The sequence below is a fragment of the Varunaivibrio sulfuroxidans genome (assembly GCF_029318635.1).
In the GTDB taxonomy this organism is placed as follows: Bacteria; Pseudomonadota; Alphaproteobacteria; order Rhodospirillales; family Magnetovibrionaceae; genus Varunaivibrio; species Varunaivibrio sulfuroxidans.
The window spans coordinates 2435681-2455719 of sequence record NZ_CP119676.1 but is presented as its reverse complement, the minus strand read 5'-3'; the positions used below and the strand labels follow the sequence as shown (position 1 = coordinate 2455719).

Below are 20039 nucleotides of genomic sequence, written 5' to 3'. Positions count from 1 at the left end.
CCGTATGATACCCTGCGGGGGGATCGCGGCGTGCGCCGCGACCAATAATGAAAAGCCTGGTTAATGAGAAGCCTGGAAAAATCCGGGAATCCTGAGGGGGAATTCAGATATGTCACATCGCAACCAGACGCCCAATCCGTCGCGCCGCGCCACCTGCCGTGGGCGCGCGCGCCGCGCGGCTTTCGGGCGCGCCATGTGTGGGCTTAACGTCGCCGTCTTGCTCTTTTTCAGCGCCGCTCTGGTTTTCAACGCCGCTCTGACACAGGCGGATACCGGGGCGGAAAAAATGAAACCGTTCGTTCTCGCCTCCGAGGGACCGGGCGAGCCCGACCAAATTGTCCAGGATGTGTCGTCCAAGTTAAGCGCCGCCGGTTTCGAAATCGTCGGCACCTATACCCCGTATTCCGGCGCGACGATCGTCGCCGTCACCAATACGGCCTTAAAACGGGCGGCGGGCCTGTCGAAATTTGGCGGCTATGGGGCGGCGCAGCGCGTCTCCATCACCACGCTTGGCGGACAGGTTCAGGTCGCCTACACCAACCCCAGATACATGGCGGCGGCGTACCGGATGAAGTCCGATCTAGCCTTCGCCGGCGACGCCCTCGCCCACGCCCTGGGGGCGCAAAAAGAATTTGGCCCCAAAGACGGCCTCAGCGCGAAGGCCCTGAACCACTACCACTATATGTTTACGATGCCCTATTTCGACGACCCTCTCATCCTCGGTGGCGCGGCCAGCTATGGCGAGATGACGGCACGAATCGAAAAAAACCTCGCTGCGCATCTGTCGGGTGTCAGCAAGGTCTATCGCATCGACATTCCCGGAAAAAACGAAACCGTCTTCGGCGTCGCCATGAAGGGCCATGGCGGCAATAGCGATCAGCAGGACGATCACTATATCATGAAGGAAATCGATTTTAAGCCCCTGCGCTCGACCGCCCACCTTCCTTATGAAATTTTAGTGTCGGAGAAAAAGGCCTACGCCCTGTCGGCGCGCTTTCGCATCGCCATAGATTTTCCCGACTTGTCGATGATGGGCGACCACAGCTTTCTTAACATCATGGGATCTCCGGTCGCCATTCAGCGGGCATTGACCACCGTCGCCGGGGGCACTTATCGCGGTGACGGCAGCGCCGGGGATTGATCCGCCCGCCCAACAATGTCCACCTTTCGACCATGCCCGCGCCGCCTGCCGTTATCTTGCCGGAACCGTCCGCGCGCGTCCGCCCATGACCGTCCGTTTTTGCTTTCCATCTCGCCTTAAAGTGTCAATTTTTAATTACAAAACACGTTTGTTTATAAAAAATTAACCCTTTCTTGCCGTTTTTGCGAATTAGGGACTATGATCCCAAAAATCCATTGATTAATGAGGGGTCCTGCCGATGCGTTATCTCGGTTCCTTAAGCGCAAAAATTATTTTTGCGATCGTCCTGTTGCTCGGTATCGCTTCGGTGGCCGACATTGCAGTCAATAAATACATTTCCCACAAAGTCTCCAAGGAAATGAATTCCGTCGTCGCCACGACACGCAAGGCGCTTAGCGACAAAGACGGCCAAATTCTCAAACTTCTAAAAACCTCCCTAACAGCCAAGGAAGATAACCTCTCCAAGACCCACAAGTTGATCGAAGCCGAGGAGACCGGCAAATATCAAGGCGAAAGTAAATTCCTGCTCGGCAAGCGTGAGGGCATCACCAGCAACGCGGTGACCCTAATTAAGGCCGCCATGATGCGCGGCGACGCCCCGGCGGCCCAAGATATCCTCGACACCCTTCACGAAAGTCCCTCGATCGTCACCATCAATTTGTGGCGCGCCGATGGCGTCGCCGCGTTTAGCGACAATAAAACCATCGACGCCGTGAACAAACTGCTGGGCAGCACCATGTTCGAACCACGCACCCCTTCAAAAACCATCACCAAGATCGAGGGTGCGCGGGCGAAGTCTTTGGAAAAGGCGGTGAAAAGCGGGTCCAACGACATCACGTTGGACGGGTCGGCCAAGAATGTCGATGGGGAAGAAACCCCCGTCATGTTCTCTTATTATGTTTTGAAAAACGAGGAGCAATGCCAGTCCTGCCATAATGCCGCCAATCCAGTACGCGGCGTTTTGGAAGTGGGGGTGTCGCGCGCCGATCTGATCAAGCTTGAGGCCGACGCCAAGAAGCATCTCTCGTCATTGGCCGAGCAACGCAAAAAAGAACTCGCCGCGCTGCAACAGACCAGCACCCGGGAACGCACCACCGTCGAAACCCAATCGAAGGCTTTCGAGGTGAAGATGGACAAGACCCAGGAGCGCCTGACGCAAACCCAGAACGATGCCGATTTATGGATCATCGCCCTGAAGGTGACCTTCTTTATTGTCATGGCCATCCTTTTGATCGTTATTTTGAAACGCCTGCTCACCGCGCCGCTGAAGTCGATGACTTCCGCCATGATGGGATTGGCCGAAGGCCAACTGGAGATCACGATCCCGGCGCAAGGGCGAAACGACGAAATCGGCCAGATGGCGTCGGCGGTCAGCATCTTCAAGGAAAACGCCCTGCGCGTTAAGCAGATGGAGCGCGATAAGAAAGAAGCCGAAATCAAGGCCGAAAAAGAAAAACACGAGATGATGAACGCCATGGCCGATGATTTCGAAAATAGTGTCGGCAGCGTGGTCGAAGCGGTCAGTCGATCATCGGGACAAATGAAAACCTCGTCCCAAACCATGACTGCGACGGCGGATCGCACGAAAATGCAATCCTCCTCGATGGCCGCCGCCGCCGAGGAAGCATCGGCCAACGTGCAGACCGTGGCCTCGGCCGCCGAGGAATTGACCAGCTCGATCAGCGAAATTAGCCGTCAAGTCGCCCAATCGAGTGAAATTGCCTCCAACGCCGTCTCCGAAGCCCATCGCGCCAACCAGATGGTTCAAGGCCTAGCGACATCGGCCAACAAAATCGGCGAGGTCGTCAGCCTGATTACCGACATCGCCGAGCAAACCAACCTCCTCGCGCTCAACGCCACCATCGAGGCGGCTAGGGCGGGCGAAGCCGGCAAGGGATTCGCGGTAGTTGCCTCCGAAGTCAAGAACCTCGCCAACCAGACGGCCAAGGCGACGGAGGATATCGCATCCCAAATCGGCGATATCCAAGCCGCGACGAAAAACTCGGTGGCGGCGATCCGCGGCATCACCGAAACCATCGATGGCATCAGCGAAATCGCCTCGGCGATCGCTTCCGCAGTCGAAGAACAGGGCGCGGCGACCCAGGAAATCGCCCGCAACGTCGAAGAAGCCGCCAACGGCACCCGCGACCTGTCGGAGAATATCGTGTCCGTCAGCAGTGCAGCGAGCGAGGCCGAGGAAACGGCGTCGCAGGTCCACGAGGGCGCCAGCGATCTCGCCCACCAGTCGCAAATGCTGAAAACCGCGGTCGAAACCTTCCTAAGCCAGATTCGCAGCGGCTGATCCTTTTTGGACTATTGCTTCGACCGGGTTCCGTCGGTCCGATCGACACCGGGACCCGGACGAAAAATCGCCAAGCAAAAGGCCCCCCAGGTTATGCCTGGGGGGCCTTTTGCTTACGTCCGGTTCCAACATCAACCCGACGGAGCCGTTAGGAAAGGGCGCGAATACTGAAACTTCAAACGTCGCGACCAAGAGTCCGTTCCAAAATACGGCCACGCCTCGGCCATCATTTTAGAACGAACGGTCCGTATCGGTAGTTACATATGGATTGGCTTGTCCCACGCCGCCATCGCCGCCTCCTTGACCGCCTCGGAAATTCCGGGGTGGGCATGGCAGGTCCGCGCGATATCCTCGGCCGAGCCGCCGAACTCCATCGCCACGACGACCTCTTGGATAATATCCCCGGCGCCCGGCCCGATGATATGGACGCCGAGAACGGCGTCGCTCGCCGCGTCGGTCAAAATCTTGACAAAGCCTTCGCTATCGCCATTGGCCTTGGCGCGGGAATTGGCGCTAAAGGGGAATTTCCCCACTTTATAAGCGACGCCCGCCTCCTTAAGGGCCTCTTCGGTCTTCCCGGCGGAGGCGATTTCCGGCCAAGTGTAGACCACGCCCGGAATAGCATCGTAATTGACGTGACCTTTGCCTCCCGCGAGGATTTCGGCGAGGGCGACGCCCTCTTCCTCGGCCTTGTGCGCCAGCATGGCCCCCCCGATGACATCCCCGATCGCGAAAACGCCGGCGACGTTGGTTTGAAAATCGCCGTCCACGGTAACGAAGCCGCGCCGGTCCATGGCGACGCCAAGCGTGTCCAATCCCAATCCCTCGGTATACGGACGACGGCCCACGGCGAGCAGAACGACATCGGCCTTGACGGTTTCACCCGTTCCGCCGTCGCGCGGCTCGACCGTCAGGATCACGCCGCTTTTGGTTTTCTTCCCCGACGTCACTTTGGAAGCCATTTTAAAATTCATGCCCTGCTTTTTCAGGGTTCGCGTCGCCTGCTTGACGAGATCGCCGTCCATACCGGGCAGGATGTTGTCCATGTATTCGACGACCGTCACCTCGGCCCCCAACCGGCGCCACACCGAACCCAGTTCGAGGCCGATCACGCCGCCGCCGATCACCACCAGACTTTTCGGCGTTTTATCCAAGGCGAGCGCCCCGGTTGATGAAACAATCTGCTTCTCGTCGATTTCGATACCGGGAATTTGCGCCACATCCGACCCCGTGGCGATCACGATGCTTTCGCCTTTAAGGGTTTTCTCGCCGTCTTTACCGGCGACCTTCACCGTATCGGCGGACACGAGCGCACCGGCGCCGATGAAATGCGCGACCTTGTTCTTTTTGAAAAGAAAGGCGATTCCTTTGGTTAAGTCATCGACGACCTTGTCCTTGCGCGCCATCATCACACCCAAATCGACGGTCAACTTCGTCGCGGTGATACCGTGGGCGGAAAACTCGCGCTGCGCGGTTTCAAAATGATGCGACGACTGCAACAACGCCTTGGACGGGATACACCCGACGTTCAGGCACGTCCCGCCCAAGGTCTCCCGTTTTTCCACGCAAGCCACCGAAAGGCCGAGTTGCGCCGCCTTGATCGCGCACACATACCCCCCCGGACCACCACCAACAACGATGACGTCAAATGTCGTGTCACTCATGATAATTGGTCTTCCTTTTGTCCCCGCGTTGGCTTAGGCGTCGAGCATGATACGCTGAGGATCCTCAAGGGATTCCTTGACGCGCACCAGGAACGAAACGGCTTCGCGACCATCGACGATGCGGTGATCGTAGGACAACGCCAAATACATCATCGGGCGCGCCTCGATCGATCCGTCGGGCATCACCATCGGGCGCATCTGGGTCTTGTGCATCCCCAGAATTCCCGATTGCGGAGCGTTCAAGATCGGCGTGGACAACAGCGAGCCAAAGACGCCGCCGTTGGTGATGGTAAAGGTGCCGCCGGTCATTTCGTCGATGGTCAGGCGGCCCTCGCGGGCGCGCCGGCCATAGTCGGCGATCGTTTGCTCGATTTGCGCGAACGATTGCGCATCCACATCACGCACGACGGGGACGACGAGGCCGTTTTCCGTGCCCACGGCGATGCCGATATCGTAGTAATTCTTGTAAAGGATATCGGTTCCTTCGATTTCGGCGTTGATGGCGGGAAATTCGCGCAGGGCGACGACGCAGGCCTTCGCGAAAATCGACATGAAGCCCAGCTTGACGCCGTGTTTCTTTTCGAACTGGTCGCGTATCCGTTTGCGCATCGCCAAGACCTCGGTCATGTCAACCTCGTTGAACGTGGTCAACATCGCGGCGGAGTTTTGCGCTTCCTTCAGCCGTTCGGCGACACGCCGACGCAACCGGGACATTCCGACCCGTTCTTCGCGGGGGGCGTCGGGACGCGGCGGGTAAGACGCCGACGGAGCGACGGCCTTTGGCGCAGGCGCTGCAGGCGCGGGAGCCGCAGGAGTCTTTGCCCCGAAGCGGGAGCGGGGGCGGGGGCGGGGGCGGGGACGGGCGATTTTCGAGATAAGTCAGCACATCGCCCTTAACCAAGCGTCCGTCCTTACCGCTGGCCGGAATGACCGAAGCGTCGAGGCCGTTTTCCTCGACGAGCCGGCGCACCGCTGGAGACAATCCGGGAGCCGCCGCAGCCGGAGCCGGAGCCGGGGCGGGGGTCGGCGCAGCGGGGGTCGGCGCAGCGGAGGCCGCCGCGGCCACGGGGGCCGGAGCCGCCTTCGCCGGAGCCGCTTCGGGGGCCGGAGCCGCCTTCGCCGGAGCCGGGGCGTCCGCCGCCGAGGCGCTTTCATCGATCGCCCCCAGCACCGCGCCAACCTCGACGTCGGTGCCTTCCGCGGCGCTAATCGCCGCCAGGACGCCGGCGGTCGTGGCGTTGACCTCCATCGTCACCTTATCGGTTTCCAATTCGACCAGCGGTTCATCGACGCCGACCGCGTCGCCGACGTTCTTTAACCACTTTGACACAGTCGCTTCGGTGACCGATTCGCCCAGAGCCGGTACTTTGATCTCCGTCGCCATAATGACCTCTATTTCCTCATTGCATAAAAAAGATGATGTCCCACGCCCTCAGTAATTCGGGCGTTGATGGGGTTGAACGATGTCTTTCAGATTGCCCTCAAGCGCCTGATCGACCACCCAGGCCTGTTCTTCTTGGTGACGCTTTAAGAGCCCGACCGCGGGTGACGCCGCACCGCGTCGGCCGATGTAAAACGGCTTCGCCGAAGTGTGTTCGATCTCGCGCAAAATAGTTTCGATGCGTTGTGCGACAAAGGTCCACGCCCCCATGTTCGCCGGTTCTTCCTGACACCAGACGACTTCCGCGTTGGGATAGCGCGACAGCTGCTGCTGCATCCCTTTCCAAGGAAAGGGGTATATCTGTTCCAGACGCACCAGCGCCACATCGTCGATCTTGCGTTCGCGCCGGGCCGCCAGAAGGTCGTAGTAAACCTTACCCGAACAGAGCACGACGCGGCGCACGTTTTTGTCCAGAACCAACTGGTCGGCTTCCGGCAAAACCCGGCGAAACCGCGTACGCGGCCCCATTTGCCCCAAGTTGGAAACCACCAATTTATGACGCAGCAACGACTTGGGCGCCATCACAACCAGGGGCTTGCGATAATTACGGCGAACCTGACGACGCAAAACATGGAAATATTGCGCCGGCGTCGTGCAATTGACGACCTGAATATTGTTTTCCGCGCACAGTTGCAAGTAACGCTCCAAGCGCGCCGAGGAATGTTCCGGTCCCTGGCCCTCGAAGCCGTGGGGCAACAACATGACGACACCCGACATGCGCAACCATTTGGTTTCACCGGAAACGATGAATTGATCGATGATCACCTGTGCGCCGTTGGCGAAATCGCCGAATTGCGCCTCCCAGATCACCAGGGCATGCGGGTCGGTCAGCGAGTAGCCATATTCGAAGCCGAGCACGCCGGCTTCGGAAAGCGGGCTGTCGATGACCTCGAACTCGGCCTGATCGCGCCGAATGTTGTTGAGCGGAACGTAGCGTTCCTCGTTTTCCTGATCGACCAGCACCGAATGGCGCTGCGAAAACGTGCCACGGCCCGAATCCTGACCCGACAGGCGCACCATCGCGCCCTCGACCAACAAGGTCCCAAAAGCGAGCGCCTCGGCGGTCGCCCAATCGACGCCCTCTTGGGTGTCGATCATTTTCCTCTTGTTCTTCAACTGACGGGCGATCTTGCTGTTCAGCGCGAAGTTGTCCGGCGGCGTGGAAATGGCGCGCCCGACCTCTTCAAGCAGTTCCATCGACACCGAGGTGTCGTCGTCACGCAGCTCCTCTTCGCCGCTCAGTTGCGCCAGCCCCTTCCACTCGCCTTCCAGCCAATCGACTTTGTTGGGACGGTAGGTATCGGCGGCGGCGAATTCACGCTCCAAGTGCGCGTGGAAGTCTTGAACCAGTTGATCGGCGTCGTGTTGCGACAAAATGCCTTCGCTAATCAGCTTTTGAGCGTACAACTGGCGTGTCGTCGGATGGCCGGCGATGGTCTTGTACATGATCGGCTGGGTGAACATCGGCTCGTCGCCTTCGTTATGGCCATGACGGCGATAACAGAACATGTCGATCACCACGTCGCGATGAAACTCCTGCCTGAATTCGACCGCGATGCGCGAAACGTGAACCACCGCCTCGGGGTCGTCCCCGTTGACGTGGAAAATCGGCGCCTGGATCATCTTGGCGACATCGGACGGATACGGCGAGGAGCGCGAATAACGCGGCGCGGTGGTGAAGCCGATCTGGTTATTGACGATGAAGTGGATGGTCCCTCCGGTGCGGTAGCCCTTGAGCTGCGACAAATCGAGGGTTTCGGCGACCGGCCCCTGCCCGGCGAACGCGGCGTCGCCGTGCAACAATATACCCATCACTTGCTCGCGCTTACGGTCGTCATGCAATTTTTGTTTCGAACGCACCTTGCCCAGAACCACCGTGTTGACGGCTTCCAAATGGGACGGATTGGCGGCCAGGGACAAATGAATGTTGGCGCCGTCGAAAACGCGATCGGCGGACGTTCCCAGGTGATACTTGACGTCGCCCGACCCCAAAACCTCGTCGGGCAGGACCGAATTTCCCTGAAATTCCGAGATAATCGCCTGATAGGGTTTGCGCAGGACATTGGCCAACACGTTCAGGCGGCCGCGATGAGGCATCCCGAAAACAATTTCCTTCATCCCCAATTGGCTGCCGCGTTTGATGATCTGCTCAAGCGCGGGCACCGTCGCCTCGCCGCCATCCAGGCCAAAACGCTTGGTGCCCGTATACTTGACTTGAAGGAAGCTCTCGAAGCCTTCGGCCTCGACCAGGCGTTCCAAGATGGCGCGTTTACCGCGCACGGTGAAGCTGGTCTGATTGCGAATTCCCTCGATGCGGCTTTGAATCCAGGACTTCACGTCCGGCTCCATGATGTGCATGTATTCCACACCGATCGAACCGCAATAGGTTTCCTTGAGGATTTGCAAAATTTCGCGCAGCGTCGCGGTTTCGAGCCCGAGGACGCTATTGATGAAAATCGGACGATCGAGATCGGAATCGGCAAAGCCGTAGTGCCGGTAATCCAACTCGGCGTGTTCGGTATTGCCTTCCAATCCCAACGGATCGAAACGCGCGATAAGGTGGCCGCGCACCCGGTAGGAGCGGATCATCATCAAGGCGCGGATAGAATCCAGCGTCGCCCGGCGCACCGCGCCTACCGACGGTCGGTTGGCCAGTTCACCACCTCCCTGGCCGGCATGCGTCGAAAGCTCGTCATGCGTGGCGTAGGCGTCACTCAGGGTATTGCCGACGGGACGGGCGTAACGCCCGACAACCCCCGTTTCCCGAGGCGCCCACGAGGCCCCGACGAGATCGTCAAAGACCGCCTTTTCATTATCGCCCAAGGCCTCGAAATAGGTTTTCCAGCTGGAGTCTATGCTGTCGGGATCCTTGAGGTAACGCGTATACAATTCGGCCACGAAAGCCGCATTAGTGCCATTTAAGAATGTATCGATCGATGTCGCCATTGCCCTTGAAAATCCGTTTCGGATTTCCCTTTCTGATGTTGGTCACGGGTTCGATCGCCCCCTGGCGGCGCAATCGAACCCAGTTACCTCCAGTTGTTACGCCTGGTTACCCTTTAAGAATTTCCAGCATGGTCCGCCCTAAGGACGCCGGAGAGTCCGCGACCGCGATGCCTGCGCTTTTGAGCGCTTCGATCTTGTCCGACGCCGTGCCCTTGCCGCCGGAAATAATCGCGCCGGCATGGCCCATACGGCGCCCCGGCGGCGCCGTCATCCCTGCGATAAAGCCAACCGTCGGTTTTTTCGTTTTCGACGCCTTGATGAATTCGGCCGCCTCTTCCTCGGCGCTGCCCCCGATTTCACCGATCATCACGATCGCTTCGGTCTCGGGATCACCCAGGAACATGTCCAGACAATCGACAAAATTCGTGCCATTGACGGGATCGCCGCCGATGCCGATACACGTGCTCTGCCCCAATCCGGCGGTGGTCGTCTGCGCCACGGCTTCGTAGGTCAAGGTGCCCGAGCGCGAGACGATGCCAACCTTGCCCCTGGTGTGGATATGCCCCGGCATGATCCCGATCTTGCATTCACCCGGCGTGATGACGCCGGGGCAGTTGGGACCGATCAGACGTGTTTTCGCCCCCTTCAAGGCGCGCTTGACGCGCACCATATCGAGCACCGGAATGCCCTCGGTGATGCACACGACGAGAGGAAGCTCGGCGTCGATCGCCTCCAAGATGGCGTCGGCGGCGAACGGCGGCGGCACGTAAATCACCGAGGCGTTGGCCTCGGTCGCGTGCACGGCCTGAGCGACGGTGTCGAACACCGGAAGATCGAGATGGCGCGACCCACCCTTGCCCGGCGTCACGCCGCCCACCATCTGGGTGCCGTAGGCGATCGCCTGTTCGGAATGGAACGTGCCCTGCGCGCCGGTAAAGCCCTGACAGATCACTTTGGTTTCGGCATTAACGAGAACAGCCATCTTATGCGATCTCCTTCACGGCTTTGACGACCTTTTGCGCGGCATCGGCCAGATCGTCGGCAGAGACGATGGGAAGGCCGGATTCACTTAAAATTTTCTTTCCCAAATCAACGTTCGTACCCTCGAGACGGACCACCAGGGGCACATTCAGACTGACCTCTCGGGCGGCCGCGACGACACCCTCGGCGATCACGTCACAACGCATGATGCCGCCGAAAATATTGACCAAAATGCCCTCGACGTTGGGATCGGAGAGGATCAGCTTGAACGCCGTCGTCACCCTTTCCCGGGTGGCGCCGCCGCCGACGTCCAGGAAGTTCGCGGGCTCGCCGCCATACAGCTTGATGATATCCATCGTCGCCATCGCCAGGCCGGCGCCGTTGACCATGCAGCCGATGTTGCCGTCCAACTTGATGTAGTTCAGGTCGTGGCGCTGGGCTTCCAGTTCGGCGGGGTCTTCTTCGTCCTCGTCGCGCAGCTGTTCGATATCTTTATGGCGGAACAGGGCGTTGTCGTCGAAGTTCATCTTCGCATCCAGCGCCATCACCGCGCCTTCGCCGGTGACCACCAGGGGATTGATCTCGACCAGCGAGGCGTCCAACGCGACGAACGCGGTGTACATCGCCAAGATGAACTTGACCGCCGAGCCCACCTGCTTACCTTCGAGCCCCAGGCCAAAGGCGAGCTGGCGGGCGTGAAACGGCATAATGCCGATCGCCGGGTCGATCGAAACCTTGAGGATTTTTTCCGGGGTCTCGGCGGCGACCTCTTCGATTTCCATGCCGCCTTCGGTGGACACCATGACGGTAATCTGCGACGTCGCGCGGTCGATCAACATGCCGAGGTAAAGCTCGCGCGCGATGTCGCAGCCTTCCTCGACATAAATGCGTTTAACTTCCTTGCCCGTCGGTCCGGTCTGTTTGGTCACCAGAACGTGACCCAACATACCGGCGGCGCTATCGCGCACGGCATCGGTGGATTTCACCACCCGCACGCCGCCGGGACCGTCTTCCTGCCCTTTGAAGCGCCCCGCGCCGCGTCCGCCGGCGTGAATCTGCGACTTGACGACCCACACCGGACCGCCCAGGTCCTTGGCCGCGGTTTCGGCCTCGTCGGCGGTGTACGCCACCGCACCCTTGGGAACGGCGACGCCGAACCGCGCCAACAGCGTTTTCGCCTGATATTCATGAATATTCATTGCTACAATGCCTCGTGCAGGCTTCTGGTTTCAGAAAGTGCGCCACGCCCTGTGCCTGCAGTGCCCTGCAGGCACAGGGCGAGAAACACGGATTATTTTTTCGCATCAAGCTCCTTGATCGCCCCGATCAGGCCTTCGACCGCATGGACCGATTTCATGAAGCTCGTTTTTTCCGTTTCGTCGAGGCCAATCTCGACCACCCGTTCGACGCCGCCCGCGCCAAGAACGACGGGAACCCCGACATAAACGCCGTCAACGCCGTATTCGCCGCTTAGGTAAGCCGCACACGGCATTACCCGTTTTTGGTCGCGCAGATAGGCCTCGGCCATGGCCACCGCACTGGACGCCGGCGCGTAAAACGCCGAGCCGGTTTTCAGCAAGCCGACGATCTCGGCGCCGCCGTCGCGGGTGCGCTGAACGATCTCATCGATTCTTTCCTGGGTCGTCCATTTCATCTTAATCAAATCGGGAAGAGGGATGCCCGCAACGGTTGAATATCGCGGCAGCGGGACCATCGAATCGCCGTGACCACCAAGGACAAAAGCGGTGACGTCTTCGATCGAAACGTTAAACTCTTGCGAGAGAAAATAGCGAAACCGGGCGCTATCGAGAACGCCCGCCATGCCGACGACCTTATTGTGCGGCAGCCCCGCCGCTTCACGCAACGCCCAAACCATGGCGTCCAGCGGGTTCGTGACGCATACCACAAATGCATCCGGCGCATGTTTTTTGATCCCTTCACCCACCGAACGCATGACGGAGGTATTGATCCCCAGCAGGTCGTCGCGGCTCATGCCCGGCTTACGCGGCACGCCCGCGGTGACGATGACGACGTCCGCCCCTTCGATGGCGCCGTAGTCGGACGCCCCGCCAAGATTGACGTTGAAACCCTCGACGGAAGACGATTGCGCCAGGTCCAGCGCCTTGCCTTGGGGCAGACCATCGGCGATATCGAACAGAACGACATCGCCCAGTTCTTTTAGGCCTATCAAATGGGCCAACGTTCCGCCGATATTGCCGGAACCGATCAGTGCAATCTTATTTCGTGCCATGGGGGAAATGTCCTTTCTTCACCGGGAAACTGCCAGTCCATCCCAAGGGCGGGGGACATGCCGCAGTGCAAAAATCATTTTTTCGTTACTAGACCTTTTCCCGTCTCGGGGCAAGAAGCTATCCCAGAAATGCAATAAGAACGTCTTTATTTTCAAGGTGTTTCTAAGAACACGACTAACCCCATGACAAGGGGTGCTTTTAACTTCCCATTCCAGGAAAGCGCGCAATTCACATCTGTTGCGCACGCCATTTCTCCATGTAGGCAACCGACTGCATTTCGACAAGGCGCGATGCCGTGCGGGCGAATTCAAAATGCCCATGACCTGCAACATAAAGTTGATCCGGCTTCGCATCCGCGGAACAAATGAAATTGACTCGCGCCTCGTATAAGGCGTCGATCAAGGCGACGAAACGTTTCGCCTCGTCGCCGCGATCAGCCGACAACTTGGGGATATTGGAGACAATTACGGTGTGATAACGCCGGGCGATTTCCAGATAATCACCCGCGCCCAGGGGGCGTCCGCAAATATCGTCGAAATCGATCATCGCGGTGCCGCCGACCGCCTTGGGGATGGCGACGTCGCGCCCCTGCACTGGGATAATCGCCGCCTTCGGACGTACGCCCTGGGTCAGGCGACGGAAAATTTCTTCCAATTTCTCCTCGGCGTCCATGTCGGCCGGCATCAAGTAGGTATCCAACGTGCGCATGGTTTCCAGGCGGTAATCAAGGTCGCCGTTCAACGCCAAGACATCCATTTTCCGTTCCAGGAGGTCGATAAACGGCATGAACAAGTCGCGCTGCAACCCATCCTTATACAGATCGCGCGGCGGTCGGTTCGAGGTCGCGACAACCACCACGCCTTCCTCGAACAAGGTTTCGAATAGGCGCCCCAAGATCATCGCATCGGCGATATCGAGAACCTGAAATTCATCGAAACACAGCACCGTCGCTTCCGCCGCCAGTTGACGCGCGATCGGTGGAATCGGGTCGGATTCGCGGCCCTTGAACTTGCGGTACTCATTGAGGCGGGCGTGGACCTTCTGCATAAAGGCGTAAAAATGGACGCGTTGTTTTTTATCCATCGGCAGGGTTTGGAAAAACAAATCCATCACCATGGATTTTCCTCGTCCAACGCCGCCATAAAGATAAAGACCCTGGGGCGGGTCTTCGCGGCGACGGGCGAGGCCGAAGCGTTCTTTCCAGTTTTTCGGGCCGCGAACCGGCTCATACGCCTTGAGGGCGTTAAAAAGACTTTGCAGTTTTTCCACGGCCAGGGCCTGAACCGGATCCGGTTTCAGGTCGCCCCCATTAACGCGGGCGCGATATTCTGCAAGAGGGCCGTCAATCATGAGTGTCAATCACCTTTCGAAACCGCCCCGAGCAAAGAAGCTCTAAATAAAAACCGAGACCCGACATATAATAACGAACGACATATAACAACGAACATGGGGCTGTGGATGGGGCTGTGGTAAGCCGTCCCATGTACTTATATAGGCGCTTTCGTCTCGTTTATTAGCCCCTCTGCCCGCGGCGCAGCGCACGCGCCCTTAAAGAACGAGACAATTATCCAAATTTTGGCTTCCCTTGCGGCGTCTTAAGGACGCCAAAAGACAAAAGACCGCCAATTTACCCAGCGGTCCTTAATCTCTTTTCGCCATCCCCATCCCATGGCAAGCCGTGAGATCTCCGAGTTTTAGCGCCGCTTTAACAACAGATGCTTGATCTCGGCGATCGCCTTGCCCGGATTAAGGTGTTTCGGGCAGGTGTTGGTGCAGTTCATGATGGTGTGACAACGGTACAGGCGGAACGGATCGTCTACATTGTCGAGCCGGTCGCCGGTCGCTTCATCGCGGGAATCGGCGATCCAGCGATAGGCCTGCAGCAATACCGCCGGGCCCAAATAACGATCGCCGTTCCACCAATAGCTCGGGCAACTGGTCTGGCAACAAAAACACAGCACGCATTCCCACATGCCGTCCAGGCGGGCGCGTTCCTCGGGGCTTTGCGGGCGCTCGCCGGTCGGCGCGGGGGTGTCCGATTTCAACCACGGCTCGATCGAGGCGTACTGCGCATAAGGCACCGAAAGATCGGCGACCAAATCCTTCACCACCGGCATGTGGGGAAGCGGGTAAATCTTCACGTCGCCGCGCACGTCGCCGATCGGCTTGATACACGCCAACGTGTTGACGCCGTCGATGTTGAACGCGCACGACCCGCACACCCCCTCGCGGCACGAACGACGGAAGGTCAGGGTCGAATCGATCTCGTTCTTAATCTTGATCAAGGCATCCAAGATCATCGGCCCGCAAGCGTCGAGATCGATTTCGAAGGTGTCGATGCGCGGCTGCGCGTCGGCATCGGGGTCGAAGCGGTAGATCTTGAAGACCTTGACCCGCTTGGTTCCCTCGGGCGCCTTGACGGTCTTGCCCGCCACCGGACGGGAGTTCTTGGGAAGCATGAATTCAACCATTGTCCATGTCCTCCCTTAATAGACGCGGGTTTTGGGGACGATGTACTCGACCTCGTCGGTCAGCGTCCAGGTATGGACGGGCCGATAATCGAGACGCACCGTGTTGTTTTCGCCCAGCCAGCCCAATGTATGTTTCATCCACTTTTCATCATCCCGTTCGGCGAAGTCCTCGCGGGCATGCGCACCCCGGCTTTCTTCGCGGGCGAGCGCCGAATGCATGGTGATCTGAGCGCACGCCAAAAGGTTTTCCAATTCCAGGGCCTCGACGAGATCGGAGTTCCAGACCATCGAGCGATCGGAAACGTTGATTTCACCCAAGGCCTCGACCACCGAATCGATCTTGCGCCGTCCCTCTTCGAGAACGTCGTGATCGCGGAACACCGCGGCGTTGTTCTGCATGGTTTTTTGCATTTCCAGGCGAATATCCGCCGTGCGCATCACGCCCGAGGCGTTGCGTAGGCGATCCAGGCGATCCAACGCTTTTTCCGTATCCCCCTTGGCCAGCGGCGGCAAAGAGGAACCGGGCTTGACAATCTCCGCCGCGCGCAAGCCCGCGGCGCGCCCAAAGACGACGATATCAAGCAGCGAATTGGTGCCCAACCTGTTGGCCCCGTGGACCGAAACGCTGGCGCATTCGCCGATCGCCATCAAGCCCGGGCAAATGGCGTCCGGGTCGTCGGCGGTCGGACGCAAAACCTCGCCATGAATGTTGGTGGGGATGCCGCCCATGTTGTAGTGGACCGTCGGCAGAACCGGGATCGGGTCGCGGGTGGCGTCGACACCGGCGAAAATTTGCGCCGACTCGGTAATCCCCGGCAACCGCTCATGGAGCAAATCGCCGCCCAGGTGCTCCAAATGTAGGAAGATATGATCGTTGTGCTGGCCGACGCCACGCCCTTCGCGAATTTCCACCGTCATCGCCCGCGACACCACATCGCGCGAAGCGAGGTCCTTGGCGGTCGGGGCATAGCGCTCCATGAAGCGTTCGCCCTCGGAATTGGTCAAATAGCCGCCTTCGCCGCGCGCGCCTTCGGTAATCAGCACACCGGCGCCGTAAACCCCGGTAGGGTGGAACTGAACGAATTCGAGATCTTGCAGCGGCAACCCGGCGCGCGCCACCATGCCGTTGCCGTCGCCGGTGCAGGTATGGGCCGACGTGCACGAGAACCACGCCCGGCCATAACCGCCGGTGGCCAAGACCGTCGTGTGGGCCTGGAAACGATGCAGCGAGCCGTCGTCCAGGTTCCACGCCAAGACGCCTTGGCATGCGCCCTCGTCATCCATGATCAGGTCGATGGCGACATACTCGACGAAGAATTCGGCGTCGCGCTTAAGGCACTGTTGGTACAACGTATGCAGGATCGCGTGTCCGGTGCGATCGGCGGCGGCGCAGGCGCGCTGCACCGGAGCCTCGCCGAAATTGCGCATGTGGCCGCCGAACGGGCGTTGGTAAATGCGTCCCTCGGCATTGCGCGAAAAGGGCACGCCGAAGTGCTCCAACTCCTGAACCGCGGGGATCGCGTTGCGGCACATGTATTCGATGGCGTCCTGATCGCCCAGCCAGTCCGACCCCTTGACGGTGTCGTACATATGCCAACGCCAGTCGTCCTCGGCCATATTGCCAAGCGCCGCGCCGATGCCGCCCTGCGCCGCGACGGTGTGCGAGCGGGTCGGAAAAACCTTGGTGATGCACGCCGTTTTAAGGCCGGACGAGGTCATCCCCAGCGTCGCGCGAAGACCCGCGCCGCCGGCGCCGATGACCAGCGCGTCATATTTGTGATCGGTAATTTTGTACGCTTCGGTCATGTCGGTCAGCCTGCAAATGAAATCTTGAGAACGGCGAAAATGCACGACGCGCCAAACAGCACGGCGGCGTATTTAACGGCAATCAGGCTGCCCATCTTCCAGGCTTCGCCGTGGACATAATCCTCGATCACGACCTGCACGCCCAACTGCGCGTGATGAAACAGCGTCAGGATGAACAGCACCATGAACACGGTGTTGCCGAACTCGCTGAGCCAGTATTGGAACGCCTGGTAATCGGCCCCGGTCAGGGTGATCACCGAATAGACGAACCACAGCGACAACGGCACCAAGGCCACGGAAGTCATCCGTTGCGACCACCAATGCAAAACGCCTTCCCGGGTCGAGCCGAGACCGCGCACCCTTCCCAGCGATGAACGCAATTCAGCCATTACAATTTCCCCAAATGTCCATAGGCGAACAACCAGCTTAGGACCGTCAGGCAGCATGACGCCGCCACCACAACCAAGCCGGAGACCCGCAACTTCCACAAATCGAATCCCATGCCGATATCCCAGCCGAGATGGCGAATGCCGTTACAAAGGTGATAAAATAGCGAGAAGGTGAAGCCGAGCAACACGATACGACCGAACCAGCTCTGCAAAAATTCCTGCGCCCGCGCGAAGGCCTCGGGACCATAGGCCCCCGCCGACAGCCAATAGGTCAGCAGCAAGGCGCCCAGGGTCAGGGTCAGGCCGGTCATGCGGTGGGCGATCGAGAGTATCGAGGTGATCTGCGGGCGATAAATTTGAAGATGCGGCGAAAGTGGACGGTTTTGGCTTGCCATGGAATCGGCCTTTACGAGATTGGAACCGGGTGATATTGGCGTTGTTTGCTCGAATCAAACAACGATTGAAGCACTTTAGCGACGACGGGGCGCAAGTCAACGTGCCCGCCTCTAAAAAAACCTTCTCCCCCTAGGCGCGGCGCGCCATCAAAGCCGTGTAGTCCACGTCGAGGACAACCGAAGGGTCGTATGCGCCGTCATCCGATTTAAAGGGAAAATCCCCGCAACAACGGTCTTTCACCCCGGTCGTGCGCAGACGCAGGGCGCCGACATCCTCGCGACCGGGCAACTCGAATTTATCGAGAACCTCGCTCCACGCATAGACGGTATGTCCTGCGAACAGAGGCGAGACATGCCGCCCCCCGTTCAGGGCGACAACCTTAAAGGCGTTGGCCAAGCCGTTGAAGCTCAGGGCGCGGGTCAGACTGATGACATGGCCGCCGTAAACCAGCCGCCGGGCGAAACGACCGTCCTTTTCAAGGTGCTGATTGAAATGGACCCGCGCCGTGTTTTGATAGAGCCGGGTCGCCATCTGATGCTCGGCCTCCTCGACCGTCACGCCATCGACGTGGTCTATTTTTTCGCCAACCCGATAATCGTCCCACACGTGGGGACTGCCCGCCGCACCCAGGTGATAGCCGCCGAAATTCAAGCCTTCGGGGACATGCAGGGCGTCCAACCCGACAGACTCGGCCAGTTCGGGAACGATGGTTTCGGGGGCGGTTGACGCCGCGTCGCGCTTGCGCACCATCACCCAACGAACGTATTCGAGCACCGCCTCGCCGCGTTGGTTCTCGCCGGTGGTGCGCACATAGACGATGCCGGTCTTGCGATTGGAATTTTCCTTCACCCCAATGACCCGTGAGCGCGCCGACAGAGTGTCGCCGGGGTAGACCACCGCCCCGAAACGCCCCTCGCCATAGCCCAGGTTGGCCACCGCATTCAACGAGATGTCCGGCACGGAACGGGCGAAAACGATATGAAAAACCAACCAATCGTCGATCGGGGCGGCCTCGAAGCCCATGTCCATGGCGAAAATGTCCGAGGACTGGGGTGCGAAGCGCGGTCCATAAAGGGCCGTGTACAGCGCGACGTCGCCTTCCGTCACCGTGCGCGGCGTGGCGTGCAACAGTTCGCGGCCGACCTCAAAATCCTCGAAAAAATTTCCGCCGTCGGTTTTCACCACCGTCATACGCCGTCCCCTCGGGCCCCGTCCCCTCGGGCCGTGATCTGTTCCGCCAGGGCGACCAGGCGCTTCGCCTCGACGACATGCAGGCTCTCGATTAACTTGCCGTCGAGCACGGCGACCCCCTGACCCGCGGCGCGGGCGGCGTCGAAGGCGTCGATCATGCGCCGCGACCACAACACGTCTTCCGGCGACGGGGCGAACACCCGGTTCGCCACCGCGATTGTCCTGGGATGGATCAAGGTCTTGCCGTCGAACCCCAGATCCCGGCCCTGAACGCAGGCGCGCTCGAAACCCTCGTCGTCGTCCAAATCCAAGTGCACGCCATCGACGATCGCCAAGCCGTGGGCCCGCGCCGCCAGTAGGCACAGTCCCAGGGCGGTGATCATCGGCGTACGGTGGCGGGTGTGCGCGGCGTGCAAGTCCTTCGCCAGATCGGACGTTCCCATCACCAGGCAGGCGACCCTTGGACTCGCCGCCGCGATTTCCTCGACGTGCAAAATTCCGCGCGGCGTTTCCATCATACACCAGATCGCCGTTGTCTCGGGTGCGCCGGCGGCGCTCAATATCCGTTCCGCCTGACGCACGGCGTCGGCGCTTTCGACCTTGGGCAGCAAAAGCGCATCCGCCCCCGACCCCGCCACCGCCACCGCGTCGCCATACCCCCAGGACGTGTCCAACGCATTGGTGCGCACGACGATTTCCCGCGCCCCATAGCCACCAGCGCCAAGTGCGCCCACCACCCGCTCACGCGCTTCCACCTTGGCGTCCGGGGCCACCGCGTCCTCCAAATCCAAAATCAAGGCGTCGGCAGGCAGGGTGCGCCCTTTCTCCAAAGCCCGGGCATTAGATCCCGGCATATAAAGGACGCTACGGCGAGGACGGGAACGAGGACGGGCGGAAGCGGGCATTCGTGCGTTCTCCAATAAAACAAACCTCGGCGCGCGGAGGGCGGACCGAAAGACCCACCGTTCGAACGCCCCCAGCAAAGGTTCCGCGCATCGACCGGAGTATCGCCCCCTGCGAATTTCGCACCTGCAACATACGATACGTGTGAAGTTTTCC

At 59.6% G+C, this 20039-nt stretch carries 15 protein-coding genes and 1 pseudogene; 2 read left to right on the top strand and 14 right to left on the bottom strand.

Going from position 1 to position 20039, the window contains the following annotated elements; genetic code table 11:
- Positions 1-109 precede the first annotated feature (109 nt).
- Positions 110-1141 carry a hypothetical protein gene (locus P3M64_RS11550; protein WP_207893125.1) on the top strand — a complete coding sequence of 344 codons (1032 nt, stop codon included), beginning with the start codon at positions 110-112 and terminating at the stop codon, positions 1139-1141.
- Between the two features lie 238 nt (positions 1142-1379).
- Positions 1380-3443 carry a methyl-accepting chemotaxis protein gene (locus tag P3M64_RS11545; RefSeq protein WP_207893126.1) on the top strand — a complete coding sequence of 688 codons (2064 nt, stop codon included), beginning with the start codon at positions 1380-1382 and terminating at the stop codon, positions 3441-3443.
- A 257-nt stretch (positions 3444-3700) separates the two neighbouring features.
- On the opposite strand, the gene lpdA is transcribed toward P3M64_RS11545, so the two are convergent.
- The 14 genes and pseudogenes from lpdA to P3M64_RS11480 all read right to left on the bottom strand — a co-directional run bounded on the left by lpdA (position 3701) and on the right by P3M64_RS11480 (position 19834).
- Positions 3701-5107, bottom strand: coding sequence for a dihydrolipoyl dehydrogenase (gene lpdA, locus P3M64_RS11540; protein WP_132938563.1), 1407 nt, complete (start codon positions 5105-5107; stop codon positions 3701-3703).
- A gap of 33 nt (positions 5108-5140) precedes the next feature.
- Entirely contained in the window at positions 5141-5974 is an 834-nt protein-coding gene (gene odhB / locus P3M64_RS14480; protein WP_456119836.1) for a 2-oxoglutarate dehydrogenase complex dihydrolipoyllysine-residue succinyltransferase, read from the bottom strand.
- Positions 5975-6032: 58 nt separating this feature from the next.
- Positions 6033-6491, bottom strand: a pseudogene (locus P3M64_RS14475) (biotin/lipoyl-containing protein); the annotation flags it as partial.
- Positions 6492-6539: 48 nt separating this feature from the next.
- Positions 6540-9494, bottom strand: coding sequence for a 2-oxoglutarate dehydrogenase E1 component (locus P3M64_RS11530; protein WP_132938565.1), 2955 nt, complete (start codon positions 9492-9494; stop codon positions 6540-6542).
- 106 nt (positions 9495-9600) lie between these two features.
- A complete protein-coding gene (sucD, locus tag P3M64_RS11525) occupies positions 9601-10476 on the bottom strand; it encodes a succinate--CoA ligase subunit alpha (RefSeq protein ID WP_132938566.1) in 876 nt (291 codons plus the stop codon).
- A gap of 1 nt (position 10477) precedes the next feature.
- On the bottom strand, positions 10478-11674 hold the full coding sequence (sucC, locus tag P3M64_RS11520; protein WP_132938567.1) for an ADP-forming succinate--CoA ligase subunit beta: 1197 nt from the start codon (positions 11672-11674) through the stop codon (positions 10478-10480).
- 92 nt (positions 11675-11766) lie between these two features.
- Entirely contained in the window at positions 11767-12726 is a 960-nt protein-coding gene (mdh, locus tag P3M64_RS11515) for a malate dehydrogenase (protein ID WP_132938568.1), read from the bottom strand.
- Positions 12727-12955: 229 nt separating this feature from the next.
- Positions 12956-14077, bottom strand: a complete 1122-nt coding sequence (gene zapE / locus P3M64_RS11510; RefSeq protein ID WP_132938569.1) for a cell division protein ZapE — start codon at positions 14075-14077, stop codon at positions 12956-12958.
- A gap of 344 nt (positions 14078-14421) precedes the next feature.
- Positions 14422-15198 (bottom strand): succinate dehydrogenase iron-sulfur subunit, encoded by a 777-nt coding sequence (locus P3M64_RS11505; RefSeq protein ID WP_132938570.1) that lies wholly within the window; start codon positions 15196-15198, stop codon positions 14422-14424.
- A 15-nt stretch (positions 15199-15213) separates the two neighbouring features.
- A complete protein-coding gene (gene sdhA, locus P3M64_RS11500) occupies positions 15214-17004 on the bottom strand; it encodes a succinate dehydrogenase flavoprotein subunit (RefSeq protein WP_132938571.1) in 1791 nt (596 codons plus the stop codon).
- Positions 17005-17009: 5 nt separating this feature from the next.
- Complete coding sequence (gene sdhD / locus P3M64_RS11495) at positions 17010-17393, bottom strand: succinate dehydrogenase, hydrophobic membrane anchor protein (protein WP_132938572.1); 384 nt, start codon at positions 17391-17393, stop codon at positions 17010-17012.
- Positions 17393-17788, bottom strand: a complete 396-nt coding sequence (gene sdhC / locus P3M64_RS11490; protein WP_132938573.1) for a succinate dehydrogenase, cytochrome b556 subunit — start codon at positions 17786-17788, stop codon at positions 17393-17395. The genes sdhD and sdhC overlap by 1 nt, the downstream gene beginning before the upstream one ends.
- A 130-nt stretch (positions 17789-17918) precedes the next feature.
- Positions 17919-18980 carry a MaoC family dehydratase gene (locus P3M64_RS11485; protein WP_132938574.1) on the bottom strand — a complete coding sequence of 354 codons (1062 nt, stop codon included), beginning with the start codon at positions 18978-18980 and terminating at the stop codon, positions 17919-17921.
- Positions 18977-19834 carry an HpcH/HpaI aldolase/citrate lyase family protein gene (locus P3M64_RS11480; RefSeq protein WP_276157030.1) on the bottom strand — a complete coding sequence of 286 codons (858 nt, stop codon included), beginning with the start codon at positions 19832-19834 and terminating at the stop codon, positions 18977-18979. The genes P3M64_RS11485 and P3M64_RS11480 overlap by 4 nt, the downstream gene beginning before the upstream one ends.
- Between the last annotated feature and the right edge of the window lie 205 nt (positions 19835-20039).

What these genes read in the sequence shown, in the direction of transcription:
- P3M64_RS11485 (WP_132938574.1), bottom strand. Translation starts at nt 18,980, where the DNA reads ATGACGGTGGTGAAAACCGACGGCGGAAATTTTTTCGAGGATTTTGAG.
- P3M64_RS11505 (WP_132938570.1), bottom strand. Translation starts at nt 15,198, where the DNA reads ATGGTTGAATTCATGCTTCCCAAGAACTCCCGTCCGGTGGCGGGCAAG.
- sdhC (WP_132938573.1), bottom strand. Translation starts at nt 17,788, where the DNA reads ATGGCAAGCCAAAACCGTCCACTTTCGCCGCATCTTCAAATTTATCGC.
- lpdA (WP_132938563.1), bottom strand. Translation starts at nt 5,107, where the DNA reads ATGAGTGACACGACATTTGACGTCATCGTTGTTGGTGGTGGTCCGGGG.
- zapE (WP_132938569.1), bottom strand. Translation starts at nt 14,077, where the DNA reads ATGATTGACGGCCCTCTTGCAGAATATCGCGCCCGCGTTAATGGGGGC.
- sucC (WP_132938567.1), bottom strand. Translation starts at nt 11,674, where the DNA reads ATGAATATTCATGAATATCAGGCGAAAACGCTGTTGGCGCGGTTCGGC.
- sucD (WP_132938566.1), bottom strand. Translation starts at nt 10,476, where the DNA reads ATGGCTGTTCTCGTTAATGCCGAAACCAAAGTGATCTGTCAGGGCTTT.
- P3M64_RS11480 (WP_276157030.1), bottom strand. Translation starts at nt 19,834, where the DNA reads ATGCCGGGATCTAATGCCCGGGCTTTGGAGAAAGGGCGCACCCTGCCT.
- P3M64_RS11545 (WP_207893126.1), top strand. Translation starts at nt 1,380, where the DNA reads ATGCGTTATCTCGGTTCCTTAAGCGCAAAAATTATTTTTGCGATCGTC.
- mdh (WP_132938568.1), bottom strand. Translation starts at nt 12,726, where the DNA reads ATGGCACGAAATAAGATTGCACTGATCGGTTCCGGCAATATCGGCGGA.
- sdhA (WP_132938571.1), bottom strand. Translation starts at nt 17,004, where the DNA reads ATGACCGAAGCGTACAAAATTACCGATCACAAATATGACGCGCTGGTC.
- P3M64_RS11550 (WP_207893125.1), top strand. Translation starts at nt 110, where the DNA reads ATGTCACATCGCAACCAGACGCCCAATCCGTCGCGCCGCGCCACCTGC.
- P3M64_RS11530 (WP_132938565.1), bottom strand. Translation starts at nt 9,494, where the DNA reads ATGGCGACATCGATCGATACATTCTTAAATGGCACTAATGCGGCTTTC.
- sdhD (WP_132938572.1), bottom strand. Translation starts at nt 17,393, where the DNA reads ATGGCTGAATTGCGTTCATCGCTGGGAAGGGTGCGCGGTCTCGGCTCG.